Below are 16,131 nucleotides of genomic sequence, written 5' to 3'. Positions count from 1 at the left end.
GAGGTTGTGCCATTTATTTAAATAGTTATAAATCAATGTGATAGATTTTTATATATAACTTAACGTGTCAAAATGACATATAGATAAATAAGTCTTTTTGACCTTATCGTGCTAAATTGACATTAATTGTTACTTGAGGTGGCTATGCAAGAATTTGATTCAACCTTATTACTTGAAGTGGCATTGGATCTTGCCAATAGCATCAATAATGATGATCGATTTGACCGATTGCTGGCTTCTATTCGTAAAGCGATTAAATGTGATGCTGTGGCCTTATTGGGTCTGCATGAAAACCTGCTGACACCATTAGCCATCCAAGGCTTGTCCTCTGAAGTTTTAGGTCGACGTTTTTTTCTGAGCGAACATCCCAGACTTCAACAACTTTGCAATGCCAGCAAACCGCTTATTTTCCCGGATAACTGTGATTTACCCGATCCTTATGATGGATTGTTATTAGCCAGAACTGGTGATCTGCCAGTACATTCCTGCATGGGTTTGCCCTTGTATTCGGATCAGAAAGTCATTGGTCTGGTGACTATCGACAGTTTACAGGCAGGAAGTTTTAACACTATCAGTTCAAAAACGCTGGAACTGATAGCAGCTTTGTCTGCAGCCACCTTAAAAACCGCTCTGGAATTTAAAAAGCTTGAAATCAGTGCCCAGCATGCCCAGCAACTGGTGCAGGAACTGACTCAGGAGGCGTTATTAAAAGATGGGGGAGAGCTGATAGGTCAAAGCACTGCGATGCAGACCTTGAAAAATGAAATTCAGCTGGTCGCCGGTTCGGACTATACCGTGCTTATCACTGGTGAAACCGGCGTAGGGAAAGAGCTGGTCGCACGTACTGTGCATCAATTGTCATTACGTAAAGACCAACCCTTAGTCCACATTAACTGTGCTTCTTTGCCGGAAACATTGGCTGAATCCGAGTTGTTTGGCCATACCAAAGGCGCTTTCACCGGAGCGGATCGTGAAAGGGCCGGTAAATTTCAATTAGCCCATCGTGGCAGTCTGTTTCTTGATGAAGTGGGTGAATTGCCTTTGGCGGTGCAAAGTAAACTGCTACGGGTGTTGCAAAGTGGGGAAATACAACCCGTTGGCAAAGACAATGTTGAACAGGTTGATGTCCGAGTGATTGCCGCCACCAATAGAAATCTGGAAGAAGAAGTAAGACAGGGACGTTTCAGAGCCGATCTTTATCACCGTTTATCAGTCTATCCCATCAAAGTGCCGCCGTTAAAAGACCGGGAGCAGGATGTTTTATTGTTGGCGGGTTACTTTCTGGAAAAAACCAGTCGGAAATTAGGCATAAGACAGTTACGTCTAACTCAGGATGCAGAGCTGGCCCTAAGGAGCTATTCCTGGCCGGGCAATGTTCGTGAGTTGGAGCATGTGATCAGCCGGGCGTCATTAAAAGCCAACGCCAAGCCTACTGCCACCGGCATCATTTCATTGAATCGAGAATTTCTTGAATTACCCGCAAATCAAAAAGCAGATAACTTAAACGCAAAAACTGAACAGTATTCTTTAATCGACAATGATTTCGATCTCAAAACCGCAACCAATGAGTTTCAAAAACACTGCATCTTAACCGCCGTAACACAGGTCGATGGAAACTGGAGTGAAGCAGCCAGAGCCTTGAAAACCGATCGGGCCAACCTGGTCAGAATGGCAAAACGACTTGGGATTTCGGTTAAAAAATCTGTTGTTAAAACTTCATAAATGAAGCATCTCGGATGAACTTTGTAAATAACGAAAAGTAATGTTTTTCAGATATTTATACCCATGAAACGCAGTGAAGCGAGCATGGCGAAATAACAAATAATTGTCACACAGATTGAGATAGATAAACTCCAGTAAAAACCTAAGCCACTTTTGAGTAGTACCGGTAAAGTCAAAAACAGAGCCAGTGAGGGGATAACCAGCCAGAAAATATTGCTTGCCAGTACGCTAATTTTGGCCGTATCACCGGTTTCGTGATACAACCAAATAATCGCGATAAGAGAAATCATTGGTACAGACGCGAGAATTGCTCCTATAAGAGAACTTCGTTTGGCAACTTCTGAAATCGCGACGATCATAAATGCGCTGACCAAAACTTTGGTGAAGTAGTACCACATAGGAAGCTCCATAAAATTTACACGATCTATATCGTCACACTCTATTACACAAGACAGCGTTTTAGCAGAATTAAATGCATTGCACTCTAATGCACATTTCTAATTATGACTCTGACAAAATCCTACCCCTTAAATACAAACTAAGTTATTGATCTTTATAATTAATACATTCAAGCAATACTAATCGCCAGCCCTACTGTTTGGCTTATGCAAGCATGCCTTTCTTGAGAATCATTTTGACATGTTGCAGCTAGTAATTTGGGGGTTCTTACCTTTTAGAGTAAAACCAAATTTCACCTATCCATCAAATATCTAATAACGGTGTTGAATGGTTAATTATTGTTATATTCATACGACTCGTTTATGACTCGGGTAAATCTAAACAGGAATAATGATGAATTTATACCGGCTCTCAAATGTTTTGGTTATCACCGTGACCACAGCATTATTACTCAGTCTAATGGTGATATTAGCTCTAGGTGGCTTTTCCTTATTGGCTTATCTCAAAACCAGTTTGATACAGATGTTCGGTTTTGTTATCGCCGCCACAGCGTCGCTATTTTTCTTTATGCGACTGATCCATCAGATGCATTCCCGTGCATATGTTATTTCCATGGTGATATTTATTGTGGGCATAGCCCTATTTCTGTCTGTTTCGATAGGCAGAATGTATATGTTTCAATACCCGATGTACGTTGAATCATATGGCCCTGGAAAAGGTCCGGGTTTGCCGTTGAATAATGTGCTGACCTTCTTTAGGCATATTGGTCAATTTGAGTGGATTGAGGATATTGCGCATGATCCCAATAATGTGCCTGAACCAGTTGTTTCCCAGACGAACACTTCAGGAAATGTAACTAAAATCACCTTGGAAACCAAAGAAGTTCTGGCTGAACTTGCTCCAGGGATTACGTTTAATTACTGGACGTTTAACGGGACGGTTCCCGGACCAATGATTCGGGTTAAAGAGGGCGATACAGTCGAGCTCACATTACATAATCACAGTACCAGTCTGCATCAACATAACATTGATCTTCATGCCGTCACTGGCCCTGGCGGTGGTGGCGAAGCAACAGTAGTTGAGCCTGGTGAAAGTAAAACCATACGATTCAAGACACTTAATCCAGGGCTATTTGTTTATCACTGCGCTGTGCCAAATATGGCGGTACATATGACCCATGGTATGTATGGCTTGATTCTGGTTGAACCTGAAGCAGGCTTACCTGTCGTGGATAAAGAGTTTTATCTGATGCAAGGTGAGCTCTACACCACAGGTGCTATTGGCAGAAAAGGCCTGCAGGTATTTGACGCTAAAAAAATGCTCGATTCACAACCTGAATATGTGGTGTTTAACGGGCGCACCGGTGCCGTTGTGGACAACATGCAGGTTAATGTAGGTGATACCGTCAGACTGTATGTCGGCAATGGTGGCGTGGCGATGAATTCCTCATTTCATTTAGTAGGCGAGATTTTTGACACGGTCTATCCGGAAGCATCAATGAATGGTGCTCAGTTCAAGAATGTTCAAACCACGAATATCCCGGCCGGTGGGGCCACTATCGTCGAGTTTACGGTCGATTATCCTGGTCATTATGTTCTGGTTGATCATGCATTGATGAGAACTGATAAAGGGGCGTGGGGGGTAATTGAAGTGATTGGAGAAAAAGATCCCAGCATTTTTGAAAAAGTGGAAATCAACAATTAATGTGAATGCTGTAAATTTAAAATTGGATTTGTATCTATGACGCCAGAATTATCAGAAAGCGAAAAAGCCATTGTGCCCTTATTTCGTCAGGCGTTTAGACCGCTATTTCTGTTTGGGGCAGCCTTCAGTGTGATTGCCATGTTGTTGTGGGGCTTGATCATATCTGGTCATATCAACTTCCAGTTTGTTGGCAATCAACTGTTCTGGCATAGCCACGAAATGATCTTCGGCTATGTTGCAGCGATAGTGATTGGATTTTTATTAACCGCAGTGCAGAGCTGGACAGGTCAGCGAGCACCACATGGCAAAACACTGTTAGTAATTGTCATGTTATGGCTGGCTGGAAGGCTGGCATTGCTATTTGGTGCTGGGTTACCTTTATGGTTAGTGATAGCGATTGATCTAAGTTTTTTACCGGTAAGCGCCTATTTATTGGCGAACCCCATTTTGCGAGCTAAACAAACTAAAAGCTTATTTTTTATTCCAGTACTGTTATTACTGACTATCTGCAATGCAGTAATGTACGCAGGGCTGGTGATGGAACGCCCGGATATTCAACAAACTGGCAGCCTTAGTGCCGTATTGTTGATCACATTATTAATGACAGTGATTGGTGGTCGTGTTATTCCAATGTTTACCGCAAACGGTACTCAAACATCCAAAGTAAACAACATTGCCTGGTTGGATAAAACTGCACTTACAAGTGTTTGGCTGCTATTTGCCTTACATTTTTTAATGCTGACAAAATTGATTCCATCTAATCTTCTGAGTTTGTTGTTCGCTGTTTCGGCAATACTGGTATTTATTCGTGGGTTTAGATGGAAAATTTGGGTCACCTTCCGCGTGCCACTGCTTTGGTCTTTGCATATAGGCTATTGGTTCATCCCGCTGGGACTGATTATGTTTTCAGCATATTATGCCGGTCTCGACATGCCCTATAGTGTTGCCTTACATGCATTAACCGCGGGTGCCATGGGCACAATGATTCTCAGTATGATGTCTCGCGTATCACTAGGACACAGCGGCAGATCATTAACGCCAAAACGTTTAATCTCATTAGCATTTATTTTCATTATTGCCGTCGGCTTAATTCGAACACTGATGATTTGGCTGTTACCAACGCAAATTTCTTTTTGGTTATGGTTTAGCGTCCTTGCATGGGCTACTGCTTACTTACTGTATATCATTCTTTATTTTCCGATTTTAACGACACCCAGACCCGATGGTAAACCAGGTTAACGGCATAACTACGCTGTTTGTTTAGCTGCTTATTTACGCCAATAATCGTTGGCAAATGGCTATTGTTTTAAATTCTATTGCCACAAGCTCAGCAGCAACCATTAATAGTGCAGGATCTTCAGCATACTTCGCTCTTACACGATGTTTTGCAGCAGGATCGGTTTGAATTGTTCCAATGGTTTTTCGCACCAATTTAATGGCTAGCTGACGACCTTCATAGGGTGTTTCGGTAATTAAAGTGGGTAGATATTGGCAGAAAGGTTAATTGGCATTAACAATGGCAATGTCATAAAAAATAGGGACGTGAGTTTGCTGATGAAGGAGAAAACATTGCCAAGCTGGCATTGTGTGCTACTGGCTTGAATGAAACTGAGGTCAAGCAGTTAATAAAAATCTGCAATAAAATCAAAAATAACCTGTAAATAAACATATCGAGCATCAATCGATTTACGTCTAATTCAAACTCTTTATGACGGTTACCAGCCCCTTGCTTATAACCAAAAAATTAAGGGGAAATATCGACTAGCTGGGTTAGGAACCGTACATACTATCTTCGCAACGAACGTTAGTATTTATTCGCGGGTTTGTATTTCAAACTCAAGTAATGCCTAAGATACCTTCACCACTGTGGCTATAAGTGTCTTTCGCTGTTATTAATTTGCGAATTAAAGATAAACTAATGATACGTAACGAATATTCTCAAACAATTGAAAAAAATCAAAAGCCCATTACAGAAATAGGCGAGAGCTTTTTAGCGTTTCTGGATGACAATGCCTTTCCCTGTGTGGGTGCAAAGTCAGCGTTAGCCCATGACTCGATTGAAACGCATGAGTTCGGAACATTGGGCGATCCCGACAATGACCAAGCCATTGCAGATGGGCTTTCTGAATTTGTTGACATGATCGAGACAAACGTGTCCGACAGCGACATAGTGCATTCTTTTGTCGCAATATTCCGTGGACCGTTCAATATGAGCGAGCATCGTTTTGAGTCATTAATGTGGTCGCAATTGTGGCGAATCCACAAACTTGATGTTTTGGCAGGCAATTTACCAGCCGACGATGTCAGTAATGATACAGAAAGCTCACGATTTAGCCTGAGCATGTCGGGACATCCGTTCTTCCTGATTGGGCTTCATCCAAATGCTTCGCGACTTGCCAGACGTTTCAAGCGTCCGGTATTGGTGTTCAATTCTCACCGTCAGTTCGAGAGGCTCAGAGAAGACGGACGTTTTGAGAAAATGCAAGCGGCTACTCGTTCCCGCGATATCGAATTGCAAGGGTCGATCAATCCCAATCTGGCAGATTTCGGGGAGGCAAGTGAGGCCAGGCAATATAGTGGTCGTGAGGTAGAGAAGGACTGGCAGTGTCCTTTTGATTTTAAGGAGAAGTTATGAATACGGACTTAGAGACAATTAGAATTCAGCCTTGCTCTGCACAGTCGGTCGAACTTGCCACGGGTGATGAGCTGGTAATTATCGATCCCGATGGTCAACAAGTAAGTGACCTGGTCGCTTTTGAGCAAACCAATCATGAAGAGTATTTGTCCTCAGGTCGTTCGCTCGATTATGCCTCACGTCTATGGCTTACAACAGGCGACGTGTTGTACTCGAATCGTAGCCGCCCCATGTTCACTATCATGGAAGACACCTGTGGCCGACACGACTTTACCTTAACACCTTGTTCAAAAGATACCTTCAAGATCATCTACGGTGAGAATGAAGGACGGCCGGGTTGTGAGGGAAATCTTGTGGCAGCACTGGCACCTTACAATATCGGAGTCGATCGCATTCCCATCGCTTTTAACGTTTTTATGTATGTTGCGGTAGATGCCAAAACTGGTGAGTTCAGCGTGCTTCCGCCACTCAGCAAAGCAGGGGATTTCGTTCGCCTGCGAGCAGAGATGCCACTCGTGGTGGCGATGACTGCATGCTCCGCTGGGCAGTCAAACAACTTTTGCTACAAGCCAATTGATTTTCAAGTTTTGCGCCACGGAAGTTAGCATGCCAAGGCTATTTTGCTTGAAGAGGTGATTTGTTATTCCTAGATTTTTTTGGATTAAAGGTAACAGCAAAAGTTGTATGTATTATGTTTTCCAACAAACACGGAGAAATTGAAATATTGTTTTTTTTGAATTGTGTGCGATAGCTTACCCTTGAATAAGGATCAAGTTTGAAAGGAAGGAATGACTGACACGCAATGTGAGAGGAATAATCGCTAGATAAACAGATATTCATGGATATTTGTGTTGCGAGCCTATGAAATTAGAACAATACCCCAGTCATAATTACCTTCTGGCAGCGCTGACAGAGGAAGAACGTAAACGAGTCTTTCCGAATTTAGAGCTGGTGAAGCTACCGTTGGGAGAGGTACTTCATTCTCCTGATAAACAGATTAAGCATGTGTATTTTCCAACCACAGCGATGGTGTCTTTATTACATTTAACGGAAAGCGGCGCTTCAACCGAAATTGCAGTAGTGGGCAAAGAAGGCATTGTCGGTATCTCATTGTTTTTGGGAGGCGAAACTACTTCCAGTTGGGCATTGGTACAGAGTGAGGGATTTGCTTACAAGTTGACTGGGAAACTATTGAAAAAGGAGTTTTTTCGAGCGGGAAAGTTACAGCGGCTGTTGTTGCGTTATACACAGTCACTGATAACTCAGATGGCGCAAACAGCGGTATGTAATCGACACCATACGGTCGATCAGCAATTATGCCGATGGTTATTATTAAGCTTGGATCGGTTACCCTCAAATGAACTCACCATGACCCAGGAGCTGATTTCCAATATGTTGGGCGTTCGCCGTGAAGGTGTCACAGAAGCAGCATGTAGTTTACAACGTGACGGTTTGATCCGTTATGTCCGTGGGAAAATTACCGTATTGGATCGCGAAGGTTTAGAAAACCGCGTCTGCGAATGTTATCAGATTGTCAAAGTAGAAACAGACAGATTAATGAAATATAACGAAGTCCAGTAAATAATACAGCTCTCAGCGTTGGTTGTGCTGTGTACTTCATGCGGCTTATGTGGGCCGAAACCATTTCCGAAAGGAGAAATCTCATGCGTAAAGGTATCGCACTAGTCGTCGGCGCCACCGGAATAACGGGTGGTAATCTAGCTTCATATTTGGTTGCCAGTGGATGGACGGTATTCGGGCTTTCACGTCGCGCGACTGAACAGAGTGGCGTGATTCCAGTTACCGCAGATCTGCTTGATGAGTCGGCTACCCGAGATGCGTTGGTTGGTCTGCCGATCACCCATGTTTTCTACTGCACATGGATCCGTCGCGACAATGAAAAAGCTAACATTGAAGCCAACAGTGCCATGATGCGTAACCTGTTCGAGGCGCTCGAAGATGCCGACCTACAGCACGGCTCACTAGTCACTGGAACCAAGCAGTATCTCGGTTCATTCGAAGCATACGGTAGCGGTCGCACCGAGACCCCGTTCCGTGAATCCGAACCGCGTGTTCCCGGCGACAACTTTTACTACGCGCTGGAAGATGTGCTGTTCGAAACTGCCGAACGACAAGGCTTTACCTGGAACGTGCATCGTCCACATACAGTGATTGGCTACGCCCGCGGTAACGCTATGAACATGGGAACAACACTTGCCGTCTATGCCACGATCTGCAGGGAAAAAGACAAACCTTTTGTGTTTCCAGGTTCGAAAATTCAATGGAACGCACTGACTGATATGACCGATGCACTGGTTCTGGCGCGCCAGATGGAGTGGGCCGCCACAACTCCAGGCGCAGCAAATCAGGAATTCAATACGGTTAATGGTGACGTTTTTCGCTGGAGACGCATGTGGCGTGAGATTGGTGAGTATTTCGGTCTCGAAGTCGCGGATTGTCCTGAAACGCCGCAGCCATTGGAAGTGCAGATGGGCGAAGCAGATTTGATCTGGCGTGAAATTGCTAGAAAGCATGATTTGATTGAGCCGGACATTAGCAAATTGGCTTCCTGGTGGCATACCGATGCAGACCTGGGCCGGGATCAAGAATGCGTCAACGATACGACTAAATCTCGTGAATTTGGTTTTGATCATTTCCGCGAAACAAGAGCTGCATTTTTTGACCTGTTTGATCGTCTGCGTGCTGAGAAAATAATTCCCTGATCTTAAAAGTTTGGTAAGTCATAAGCCCGATAGGTCTCAGCGACGCAAGGTAGGGCATAGGCACACGATAAAGATGAACCTATCTAAAGATAACTTGAGTATTCTGAATCTAAAAACCAATACATCACAAAACTTTGTATAACCATATCGATTGTGGGTAAACTCAAAACCATCTGACTTGATTGAGCAAGACATGGAAGCCCAGCCCACATTTATATCTCTCCCAAATAGCAAAAACTAATCGTGAATCATTCACGATTAGTTTTTATGCCTGATAATTATGAGGTCAAAGACCCCATTAACAGACTTTTAGAGCGAGTAAAAGTTATCGATGTGCTGAAAATCCAGCAAGAAGGATGCAGAGAATTAATGGCGAAGATGATATGTCAGATGTGAACTACCAAAAACAAGCACAGGATTATTACAACAAGGCTCCCCTTATCATCCTGGGCAGCGGTGCATCGGCTGCCCATGGCATTTCTGGCATGTGGGCGCTTGCGAAGCATTTGACTGAAAATACCGACATTTCTGGATTATCCGCTGGAGAGATAGACGTCTGGGAGAAATTCTGTGAGGTCTTGAATGCTGGCGTTGATCTGGAGTCGGCGCTGCATCAGGTGGCTGTTACAGAAGAGCTAACTTCCAGAATTATCAGAGCAACCTGGTCGCTCATCAACGCTGAAGACATTCACATTTTCAACCGAAGCCTTCAGAACCAAGCGATTTTTCCGCTTAGCCGACTGTTGAGCCACATGTTCAAAAGCAGTCTTACCAAATTAAACATTGTTACTACGAATTACGACAGACTCGCCGAATACGCCTGTGATCAGGAGCGAATTCACCATTATACGGGCTTCACGCACGGTTTTTTTCGACAACTGGCTGCACCGAATGAGATAAATTCTGCCCGCAGAGTCAATATCTGGAAGGTTCACGGCTCGCTGGACTGGTTTAAATCGCCGCTCGAAGACATTGTGGCTCTTTCAAATATTCAAGGTATCCCTGTCAACTACAAGCCGGAAATAGTGACTCCAGGCACTCAGAAATATCAAACGACACATTTAGAACCATACCGCTCAATCATCAACAATGCAGACCAAGCCATTACTGCGGCGAACTCTTACCTTTGCATTGGATACGGCTTCAATGACGAGCACATTCAGCCAAAACTCATGGCGAGATGTCAGCGTCTGAATACCCCGATCACGATTATTACATATGCGCTTTCAGATGCGGCCAGAAAACTAATTACGGACGGCAAGGCGAAAAATTGCCTAGCAATAGAGCGGGGTGCTACAGACGACCAGTCCATCATCTACTCCTCTTTAGATAAGACTCCTGTAACTGTTGAAAAAAACTTATGGAGTCTTGAGGGTTACCTGTCACTCATTATGTAGGAAGAAGATATGCCGATATTTAATTTTAGGGATGAAGACGCTCTTGGAAAGGTGGCCTCCGTCGATACGACAAACGTCATCGTGGACGTAGAAAATATCGACCAACTCAAAAGGTTGCAAGTCAACCATCTGGCCGTGCTCCAAAGCAGCAGGCCTGGACAGCATCTCATCGGGCTCATCACCCAGGTGACCCGTAAGCGTGGTATCGAGGACATTGCAAATGATGGCATCAGCGAGCAGACCTCCGAACTGAACCTGTGCAAAATCGCCCTGATTGGCACGATGCTGGATCGTGATGGAGAAAGAGAAAATGTATTTCGCCGCACTCTGGAAAGTGTTCCAGAAATTGATGCGAATTGCTTTTCGCTAGAGGGCGAAAACCTTACCGGCTTTATGCGGACTCTCTCTAGCATCTCAGCAGATGGTAATGCCCTGACGCTGGGCAAATACACGTTGGACGAACACGCTGTTGCCTATCTCAACGGTAATAAGTTTTTCCAGCGTCACGCCTTCATCGGCGGCAGTACCGGGTCAGGTAAGTCCTGGACGACAGCCAAGATTATTGAGCAAATGGCAGGACTCTCTACGGCTAACGCCATTGTTTTTGATCTTCATGGTGAATACTCACCATTGGTAGACCCAGGCATTCAGCACTTCAAGGTGGCCGGGCCCGCAGATGTTGAGGCTAAACGCACCATTGATGACGGTGTTCTATACCTGCCTTACTGGCTACTTTCGTACGAAGCACTCGTATCCATGTTCGTTGATCGAAGCGACCAGAATGCGCCCAACCAGGCCATGATCATGGCGCGTGAGATCAATCAGGCGAAACAAAAATACCTGGAAGATGGCGGCCAGACAGATGTACTGAAGCACTTCACCGTCGATAGCCCGGTCCCCTTCAAACTAGATTTTCTCATGGGCAGGTTGAATGACATCAACGTAGAGATGGTTCCAGGCGCTCGTGGTGAAAAGCAAGGCGATTTCAACGGAAAGCTTTCCCGCATGATTTCCCGTCTTGAGAACAAAATCTCTGATCGGCGCCTTGGCTTTATGTTCAATGGCGGCGGAGACGTTCTGGATTTTTCCTGGCTGGGGTTCTAGGGATTTTCCCCTCTAAAGTAACATAAATCGCCACAACCCTCGCAGTTAATGGCTTGTGGAGCTGGGTTACCTTTCATTTTAGACTTCATTTTCAACAATAGGCCTAGTTATTTCCTGTAAATCAGGTAGTTTGCGGTTACTAGCGAACTGATAAGTGCCGCTCAGATTAATGTTCTGCCATGCAACGGGTGATACTTGTCGAGTTATTGCTGCTTTTTCCTCGTCACCAACTTCTTCAAAGTGCAGTAATAGATGACTTAGGATCATCGAGTTAAAGTAGATAATAGCATTTGCCGTCAAACGGGCACACTCGTTCCAGACGACTATTTCTGATTCGTTTTTTCCACGGAACTGGTCACGATTGACCGATGCAATAGCTCGCCTGAGGAAATGCCAGGCTTCGCCTCGGTTCAGTGCTCGTTGAACATATTGGCGCAGACTTGCATCATCAATATAATCAAGTAAATATTGGGCTTTGATGAGCCTATTATATTCCGTTAATGCTTGTAATATAGGGTGTCTAGATGGATAACCAGATAATTTGCGTACTAGCAATGCCTGTGTTGTGCGTTTTTCTTGAAGGGATAACACAATACGCTGAATATCCTGCCAGCCTTCTTCAATCACATTCATTTTTATCGGCTTTTTCAGCGCCAGATGCGTGTTTCCGTCGTCGCTTTCAGTTACGTTAAATAGGTCATTGATCACACTGGTGAACTGAGCATACCTAGGCGCAAAACTATAACCGCATAAATCCAATAAGGCATAATTAACATGATTAACACCATGGGTGTCGGTTGAGAGGACATCTGGCTTAAGATCACTAGTATTAGATTGTAGTAAGTCGTAAATATAATGGGACTCATGCTCATTAGATCCTATGATACGGGCATTTAACGCACTATGATTGGCAACTAACGTCATGGCCGTAATACCTTTGTTGGTGCCGAAGTATTTCGAGGAGTAGCGAGTTTTAAAAGTCTCAAGGTGAGTTTCAAATTTTTGCCCATCGGTACTGGCGTGCAGGACGTCTTCTTGGATGTGATAGTGGCGGAAAATAGGGAGTGCCGCTACTGCGTTATTGATGATATCACTAGCCTCTTGCAAGGTTTCAGGCCTAATATAATTAGCTTGTATAGTGCTTAGATGCTCATAACTGCGATCAGATATTTGTGCCATCCCATATACGCCGCGATGTGTCGCATTCGCAATTAGAATAGCCAATAAATCATCCTGATTGGCGCCTACTTGTTTTTGTATTGGCAGCACGTGTGCGAAGCATTGCATAAAGTTGGTTTCTTGTTCAACATAACGCAACACATCAGCAATACTGACGGGGATCATTTGTTTAAAGAAAGGGTTGTTGACAAGTGATTGGGAGCCTTTAACTGGCAGTCGCCATCGTGTGCCACTTCGGCTCTTCATGATCACATTGCGGTTATCACCATTATCAATGTGACGAGCAACATCTTCTAGGGATGTTGTTAAGCGTATTTGTTTTACTTGCAGTAGCTTCTGAATCGGCTGCTTTAGCTTTTCCAATGTTGATGATGCCAATAGATCAGGCTGTATTGACGATGCAATTAAGTCGTCTTCTAGCGCACGATATTTAGTGACGTTTGATAAGTAAATTCGACCATTAAGCCGAGAAGCCAGTTGACGGTAAAGCAACCATTCGTATCGCTGTGGATGAACAACATCCTTGTTAATTAACCATGGACGATGTTTTTGTTGGATAAGTGTACTATCCATTGTTTGCAATGTATTACCTGCTAATAGTTCTGTTTTTGTGGTTTTGAGCTGGGTCACTAATGCTTCTGAGCCTTTACCTGCTTGGCATTCAAGACATAGAAACACGGGCCTTAATAACTGCTCAATTAACCCGTTTTGATCATCATAATATTGCCATTGATATTCTTCTACCGTGCGTTTTTGCTTTTTTAAGTACAGGCATAGCGTTTCTATATCTTGGTTATTCATTACACTTAATGCTTGTTGCCTAACCGTTGCAAATGGTTGATTATCGTCGATACTGTCATCAACAAACAGATGCAGTAATTCTGCGGCTTTGGTGACATTGTCTGCAGCTGACCTCCATGAGTCAAACACTGCCTGTTGGGCAAACGCATGCGCAGCTTCTTGTTGTTTACGGATATGATGAATAAACCCATCAGCCAATCGCTCTAGGCTTTGCCGTATGCGTTGAGTCAGAAAACACAGCAACCATAGGTGTTGCTGTGGACGCTTAAAGCGTTTTAGTTTACTGCCATAATAATCCACCATTTCACCGAAGTGTTGTTGGTTTTTAGTACGATAAGGCTAAGCCCTTAACAGCATTATCAATCTGTCTTGTATAAGGCTGTAACTGATGATACACCGTCAGTCTTTTTAGCTCTGTCACCATAACGCTTTTTGCACCGGCTCGAAGCTGGCTTAAGGAGAGCCCATCTTTGTCATCGATAATAGTATTTAGAAATCCGTGTAGTTCAGATGAAACATGAATACGAAGCTTATTATTTAACGCCTTCTTGACCTGTTGGATAACACGACTGATAAGCTTTTGTAAGACAGTATATTTAGGGATGGCAATTCTATGCGTTGCTAGATATTCAGCGGCTGCATCGAATAGATAACGAGGCTCAAGCCAAGCTTTGCCGACCATAACAAGATGTTCGTACAGCGGCGCAAAGTGCAGACTTTCGTCCCATTTCTGATAGTTTAATAACCTCAGTATTCTTTGATATATACGGTCACGCTGCATCTTATTAATGCTGAAAGGCCTGATCCCTTTGCCTCCTTGAACTTGCGTTGAAATAAACTGCATATCGTCAAAGATGAGGTTAAAGCTAGGTGAAAGAATCACAGGCTTAGACTTAAAATACCCTAATAACGCAATGAAATAGCATCGGTGGTTCCTTAGGCGAATACTTTTCAACTCTGTTAACTCGATCTCGTTTGGCGTAAAATACAATCGTTGTTGTTCAAGTGATAATAGCGGCGGAGAATATAGATCAAGCTGCTCAGCTTTGGTAAGAATTGATAGTTCGTTTTTTATAGCCATAGGAATTAAATTAAGTTTAAGGGGTTGTTAACCTCATAATTTGCCATACTTTGGAGAAGTAACCCACCTTTGTATGCCTTTAAATATGGTGAGTATGGCGATTTATGTTACTTTAGAGGGGAAAATCCCTAGAACCCCATCAACCTTGATTGCGAGGGCAAACCACCATGACCACATTGACCGTTACCGCACGGGGACAAGTGACGTTTCGGAAGGACGTACTGCAACACCTCGGCATCAGGCCAGGCGACAAGATCGAGCTGGACTTGTTGCCAGACGGTCGGGGCGTGCTCAAGGCGGCACGGCCCGCAGGGACGATAGCCAGCTTTGTCGGCCTGCTCGCGGGCAAGACGCAGAAGGTTGCCACCATCGAAGAAATCAACGAGGCGGCGGCGCAAGGCTGGGCAGGTAAGCAATGAAGGTCGCAGTCGATACCAACGTCCTTGTGCGTGCGGTTGTGCGTGACGATCCCGCACAAGCGGACGTTGCCGCCGCAGTCTTGACCGACGCCGAGTTGATCGCGGTCGCGCTGCCGTGCCTATGCGAATTTGTTTGGGTGCTGCTGCGTGTCTACGGCTTCCAGCAAGCCGACGCGGCCAGCGCGATCCGGGCACTACTGGCCGCCGCGAATGTGGAAGTGAACCGGCCTGCCGTGGAGGCTGGCTTGCTGGTGCTCGACGCGGGCGGAGACTTTGCCGATGGCGTCATTGCCTACGAAGGCAACTGGCTTGGCGGGGAAACCTTCGTTTCCTTCGATAAGAAGGCGGTGGCACTTCTCACGGCGCAAGGGCAATCAACGCGCCTTTTGTGACGGACATGAGCATGAACGAATTCCGCCGACTGGCCGCGAAGATCGACCAACACATGCAGCAGCTTGCCGCCCAGGGTGTCAGCGAGGCCCATGCCATCATCAATCGCATGATGGGGTACGGGCCTGACCTGCACAGGATTTGGGTCGGCACATCCGATCAGCAGCTCATGGCGCTGTCCCGCGAGTTCCCAGGGTTCTACCGCTACGCCCGCATCATGGAAGAGGCATCCGAAGCCGAGCGCCGCAAGGCTTCGCGGCCCTATGACGGCATGGCCGAGTTCTCCGAACAGCACAAGCAAATGGGCGCGCAACTGCTGACCACGGCGGCCACGCTTGAGCGTGGCTACCAGGCGTTTCGTGCGAGCGGCAGTCTCCAAGACTTCCGGCCTCAGCTCGACGAGCTGGGCCGCCTGCATCGGCAATGGCTGTCCGACCTGGAAGCCTTCAAAGACTCGCTGCGCACGCAGGGCGCAGAACCCAAGGTGCTGGAATACGTGAACGAGGCTTTCGGCCGCCTGGCCGAGCGCATCAAGCAGCTTGCCGGTTGATGGGGTTCTAGGGATTTTCCCCTCTAA

14 protein-coding genes and 1 pseudogene are annotated in these 16,131 nt (G+C 45.2%); 12 read left to right on the top strand and 3 right to left on the bottom strand.

Annotation, left to right across the window (positions count from 1 at the left end; all coding sequences use genetic code 11):
- The first annotated feature begins 144 nt into the window (after window positions 1–144).
- The gene (gene norR, locus Q7C_RS00420; RefSeq protein ID WP_014702721.1) at window positions 145–1,722 is read left to right on the top strand and encodes a nitric oxide reductase transcriptional regulator NorR; all 1,578 of its coding nucleotides are present in this window, start codon (window positions 145–147) and stop codon (window positions 1,720–1,722) included.
- 47 nt (window positions 1,723–1,769) lie between these two features.
- Here norR and Q7C_RS00415 read toward each other — a convergent pair whose 3' ends face one another.
- The gene (locus tag Q7C_RS00415; RefSeq protein ID WP_041366300.1) at window positions 1,770–2,120 is read right to left on the bottom strand and encodes a DUF3147 family protein; all 351 of its coding nucleotides are present in this window, start codon (window positions 2,118–2,120) and stop codon (window positions 1,770–1,772) included.
- Window positions 2,121–2,511: 391 nt separating this feature from the next.
- Between Q7C_RS00415 and nirK the strand changes: the two genes are divergently transcribed.
- Both nirK and Q7C_RS00405 read left to right on the top strand, forming a co-directional pair.
- Window positions 2,512–3,825: a copper-containing nitrite reductase gene (nirK, locus tag Q7C_RS13230; RefSeq protein WP_083839432.1), complete on the top strand. Its 1,314-nt coding sequence runs from the start codon at window positions 2,512–2,514 to the stop codon at window positions 3,823–3,825.
- A gap of 36 nt (window positions 3,826–3,861) precedes the next feature.
- Window positions 3,862–5,064 carry an NnrS family protein gene (locus Q7C_RS00405; protein ID WP_014702718.1) on the top strand — a complete coding sequence of 401 codons (1,203 nt, stop codon included), beginning with the start codon at window positions 3,862–3,864 and terminating at the stop codon, window positions 5,062–5,064.
- A gap of 33 nt (window positions 5,065–5,097) precedes the next feature.
- Here the strand turns inward: Q7C_RS00405 and Q7C_RS13805 are convergent, their stop codons facing one another.
- Window positions 5,098–5,253 carry a hexameric tyrosine-coordinated heme protein gene (locus Q7C_RS13805; RefSeq protein ID WP_014702717.1) on the bottom strand — a complete coding sequence of 52 codons (156 nt, stop codon included), beginning with the start codon at window positions 5,251–5,253 and terminating at the stop codon, window positions 5,098–5,100.
- Between the two features lie 490 nt (window positions 5,254–5,743).
- Here Q7C_RS13805 and gntA point away from each other — a divergent pair, with 490 nt between their 5' ends.
- The 6 genes from gntA to Q7C_RS00370 all read left to right on the top strand — a co-directional run bounded on the left by gntA (window position 5,744) and on the right by Q7C_RS00370 (window position 11,684).
- Entirely contained in the window at window positions 5,744–6,460 is a 717-nt protein-coding gene (gene gntA, locus Q7C_RS00395; RefSeq protein WP_014702715.1) for a guanitoxin biosynthesis heme-dependent pre-guanitoxin N-hydroxylase GntA, read from the top strand.
- Window positions 6,457–7,065 carry a DUF1989 domain-containing protein gene (locus tag Q7C_RS00390; RefSeq protein WP_014702714.1) on the top strand — a complete coding sequence of 203 codons (609 nt, stop codon included), beginning with the start codon at window positions 6,457–6,459 and terminating at the stop codon, window positions 7,063–7,065. The genes gntA and Q7C_RS00390 overlap by 4 nt, the downstream gene beginning before the upstream one ends.
- 256 nt (window positions 7,066–7,321) lie before the next feature.
- Window positions 7,322–8,041, top strand: coding sequence for a Crp/Fnr family transcriptional regulator (locus tag Q7C_RS00385; protein WP_014702713.1), 720 nt, complete (start codon window positions 7,322–7,324; stop codon window positions 8,039–8,041).
- An 83-nt stretch (window positions 8,042–8,124) separates the two neighbouring features.
- Window positions 8,125–9,183, top strand: a complete 1,059-nt coding sequence (locus tag Q7C_RS00380; protein ID WP_014702712.1) for an SDR family oxidoreductase — start codon at window positions 8,125–8,127, stop codon at window positions 9,181–9,183.
- Window positions 9,184–9,566: 383 nt separating this feature from the next.
- Window positions 9,567–10,580: an SIR2 family protein gene (locus Q7C_RS00375; RefSeq protein ID WP_014702711.1), complete on the top strand. Its 1,014-nt coding sequence runs from the start codon at window positions 9,567–9,569 to the stop codon at window positions 10,578–10,580.
- Between the two features lie 9 nt (window positions 10,581–10,589).
- Window positions 10,590–11,684: an ATP-binding protein gene (locus Q7C_RS00370; RefSeq protein WP_014702710.1), complete on the top strand. Its 1,095-nt coding sequence runs from the start codon at window positions 10,590–10,592 to the stop codon at window positions 11,682–11,684.
- A 78-nt stretch (window positions 11,685–11,762) separates the two neighbouring features.
- Here the strand turns inward: Q7C_RS00370 and Q7C_RS00365 are convergent.
- Window positions 11,763–14,745 (bottom strand): annotated as a pseudogene (locus Q7C_RS00365) (Tn3-like element ISKox2 family transposase).
- Between the two features lie 167 nt (window positions 14,746–14,912).
- Between Q7C_RS00365 and Q7C_RS00355 the strand changes: the two are divergent.
- The 3 genes from Q7C_RS00355 to Q7C_RS13745 are packed head-to-tail and all read left to right on the top strand — an operon-like array spanning window position 14,913 to window position 16,104.
- Window positions 14,913–15,164, top strand: coding sequence for an AbrB/MazE/SpoVT family DNA-binding domain-containing protein (locus Q7C_RS00355; protein WP_003108276.1), 252 nt, complete (start codon window positions 14,913–14,915; stop codon window positions 15,162–15,164).
- The gene (locus tag Q7C_RS00350) at window positions 15,161–15,556 is read left to right on the top strand and encodes a type II toxin-antitoxin system VapC family toxin (RefSeq protein ID WP_003159186.1); all 396 of its coding nucleotides are present in this window, start codon (window positions 15,161–15,163) and stop codon (window positions 15,554–15,556) included. The genes Q7C_RS00355 and Q7C_RS00350 overlap by 4 nt, the downstream gene beginning before the upstream one ends.
- 11 nt (window positions 15,557–15,567) lie before the next feature.
- The gene (locus Q7C_RS13745; RefSeq protein ID WP_003159187.1) at window positions 15,568–16,104 is read left to right on the top strand and encodes a hypothetical protein; all 537 of its coding nucleotides are present in this window, start codon (window positions 15,568–15,570) and stop codon (window positions 16,102–16,104) included.
- Window positions 16,105–16,131: the final 27 nt, after the last annotated feature.

It is taken from the genome of Methylophaga frappieri (assembly GCF_000260965.1).
GTDB lineage: Bacteria > Pseudomonadota > Gammaproteobacteria > Nitrosococcales > Methylophagaceae > Methylophaga > Methylophaga frappieri.
This window is presented reverse-complemented; position numbering and strand designations above follow the sequence as displayed.

Coding starts and splice junctions, on each gene's coding strand:
- Q7C_RS00415 (WP_041366300.1), bottom strand. CDS start 2,120: ATGTGGTACTACTTCACCAAAGTTTTGGTCAGCGCATTTATGATCGTC.
- Q7C_RS00375 (WP_014702711.1), top strand. CDS start 9,567: ATGTCAGATGTGAACTACCAAAAACAAGCACAGGATTATTACAACAAG.
- Q7C_RS00405 (WP_014702718.1), top strand. CDS start 3,862: ATGACGCCAGAATTATCAGAAAGCGAAAAAGCCATTGTGCCCTTATTT.
- Q7C_RS00385 (WP_014702713.1), top strand. CDS start 7,322: ATGAAATTAGAACAATACCCCAGTCATAATTACCTTCTGGCAGCGCTG.
- gntA (WP_014702715.1), top strand. CDS start 5,744: ATGATACGTAACGAATATTCTCAAACAATTGAAAAAAATCAAAAGCCC.
- norR (WP_014702721.1), top strand. CDS start 145: ATGCAAGAATTTGATTCAACCTTATTACTTGAAGTGGCATTGGATCTT.
- Q7C_RS00370 (WP_014702710.1), top strand. CDS start 10,590: ATGCCGATATTTAATTTTAGGGATGAAGACGCTCTTGGAAAGGTGGCC.
- nirK (WP_083839432.1), top strand. CDS start 2,512: ATGATGAATTTATACCGGCTCTCAAATGTTTTGGTTATCACCGTGACC.
- Q7C_RS00380 (WP_014702712.1), top strand. CDS start 8,125: ATGCGTAAAGGTATCGCACTAGTCGTCGGCGCCACCGGAATAACGGGT.
- Q7C_RS00350 (WP_003159186.1), top strand. CDS start 15,161: ATGAAGGTCGCAGTCGATACCAACGTCCTTGTGCGTGCGGTTGTGCGT.
- Q7C_RS13745 (WP_003159187.1), top strand. CDS start 15,568: ATGAACGAATTCCGCCGACTGGCCGCGAAGATCGACCAACACATGCAG.
- Q7C_RS00390 (WP_014702714.1), top strand. CDS start 6,457: ATGAATACGGACTTAGAGACAATTAGAATTCAGCCTTGCTCTGCACAG.
- Q7C_RS00355 (WP_003108276.1), top strand. CDS start 14,913: ATGACCACATTGACCGTTACCGCACGGGGACAAGTGACGTTTCGGAAG.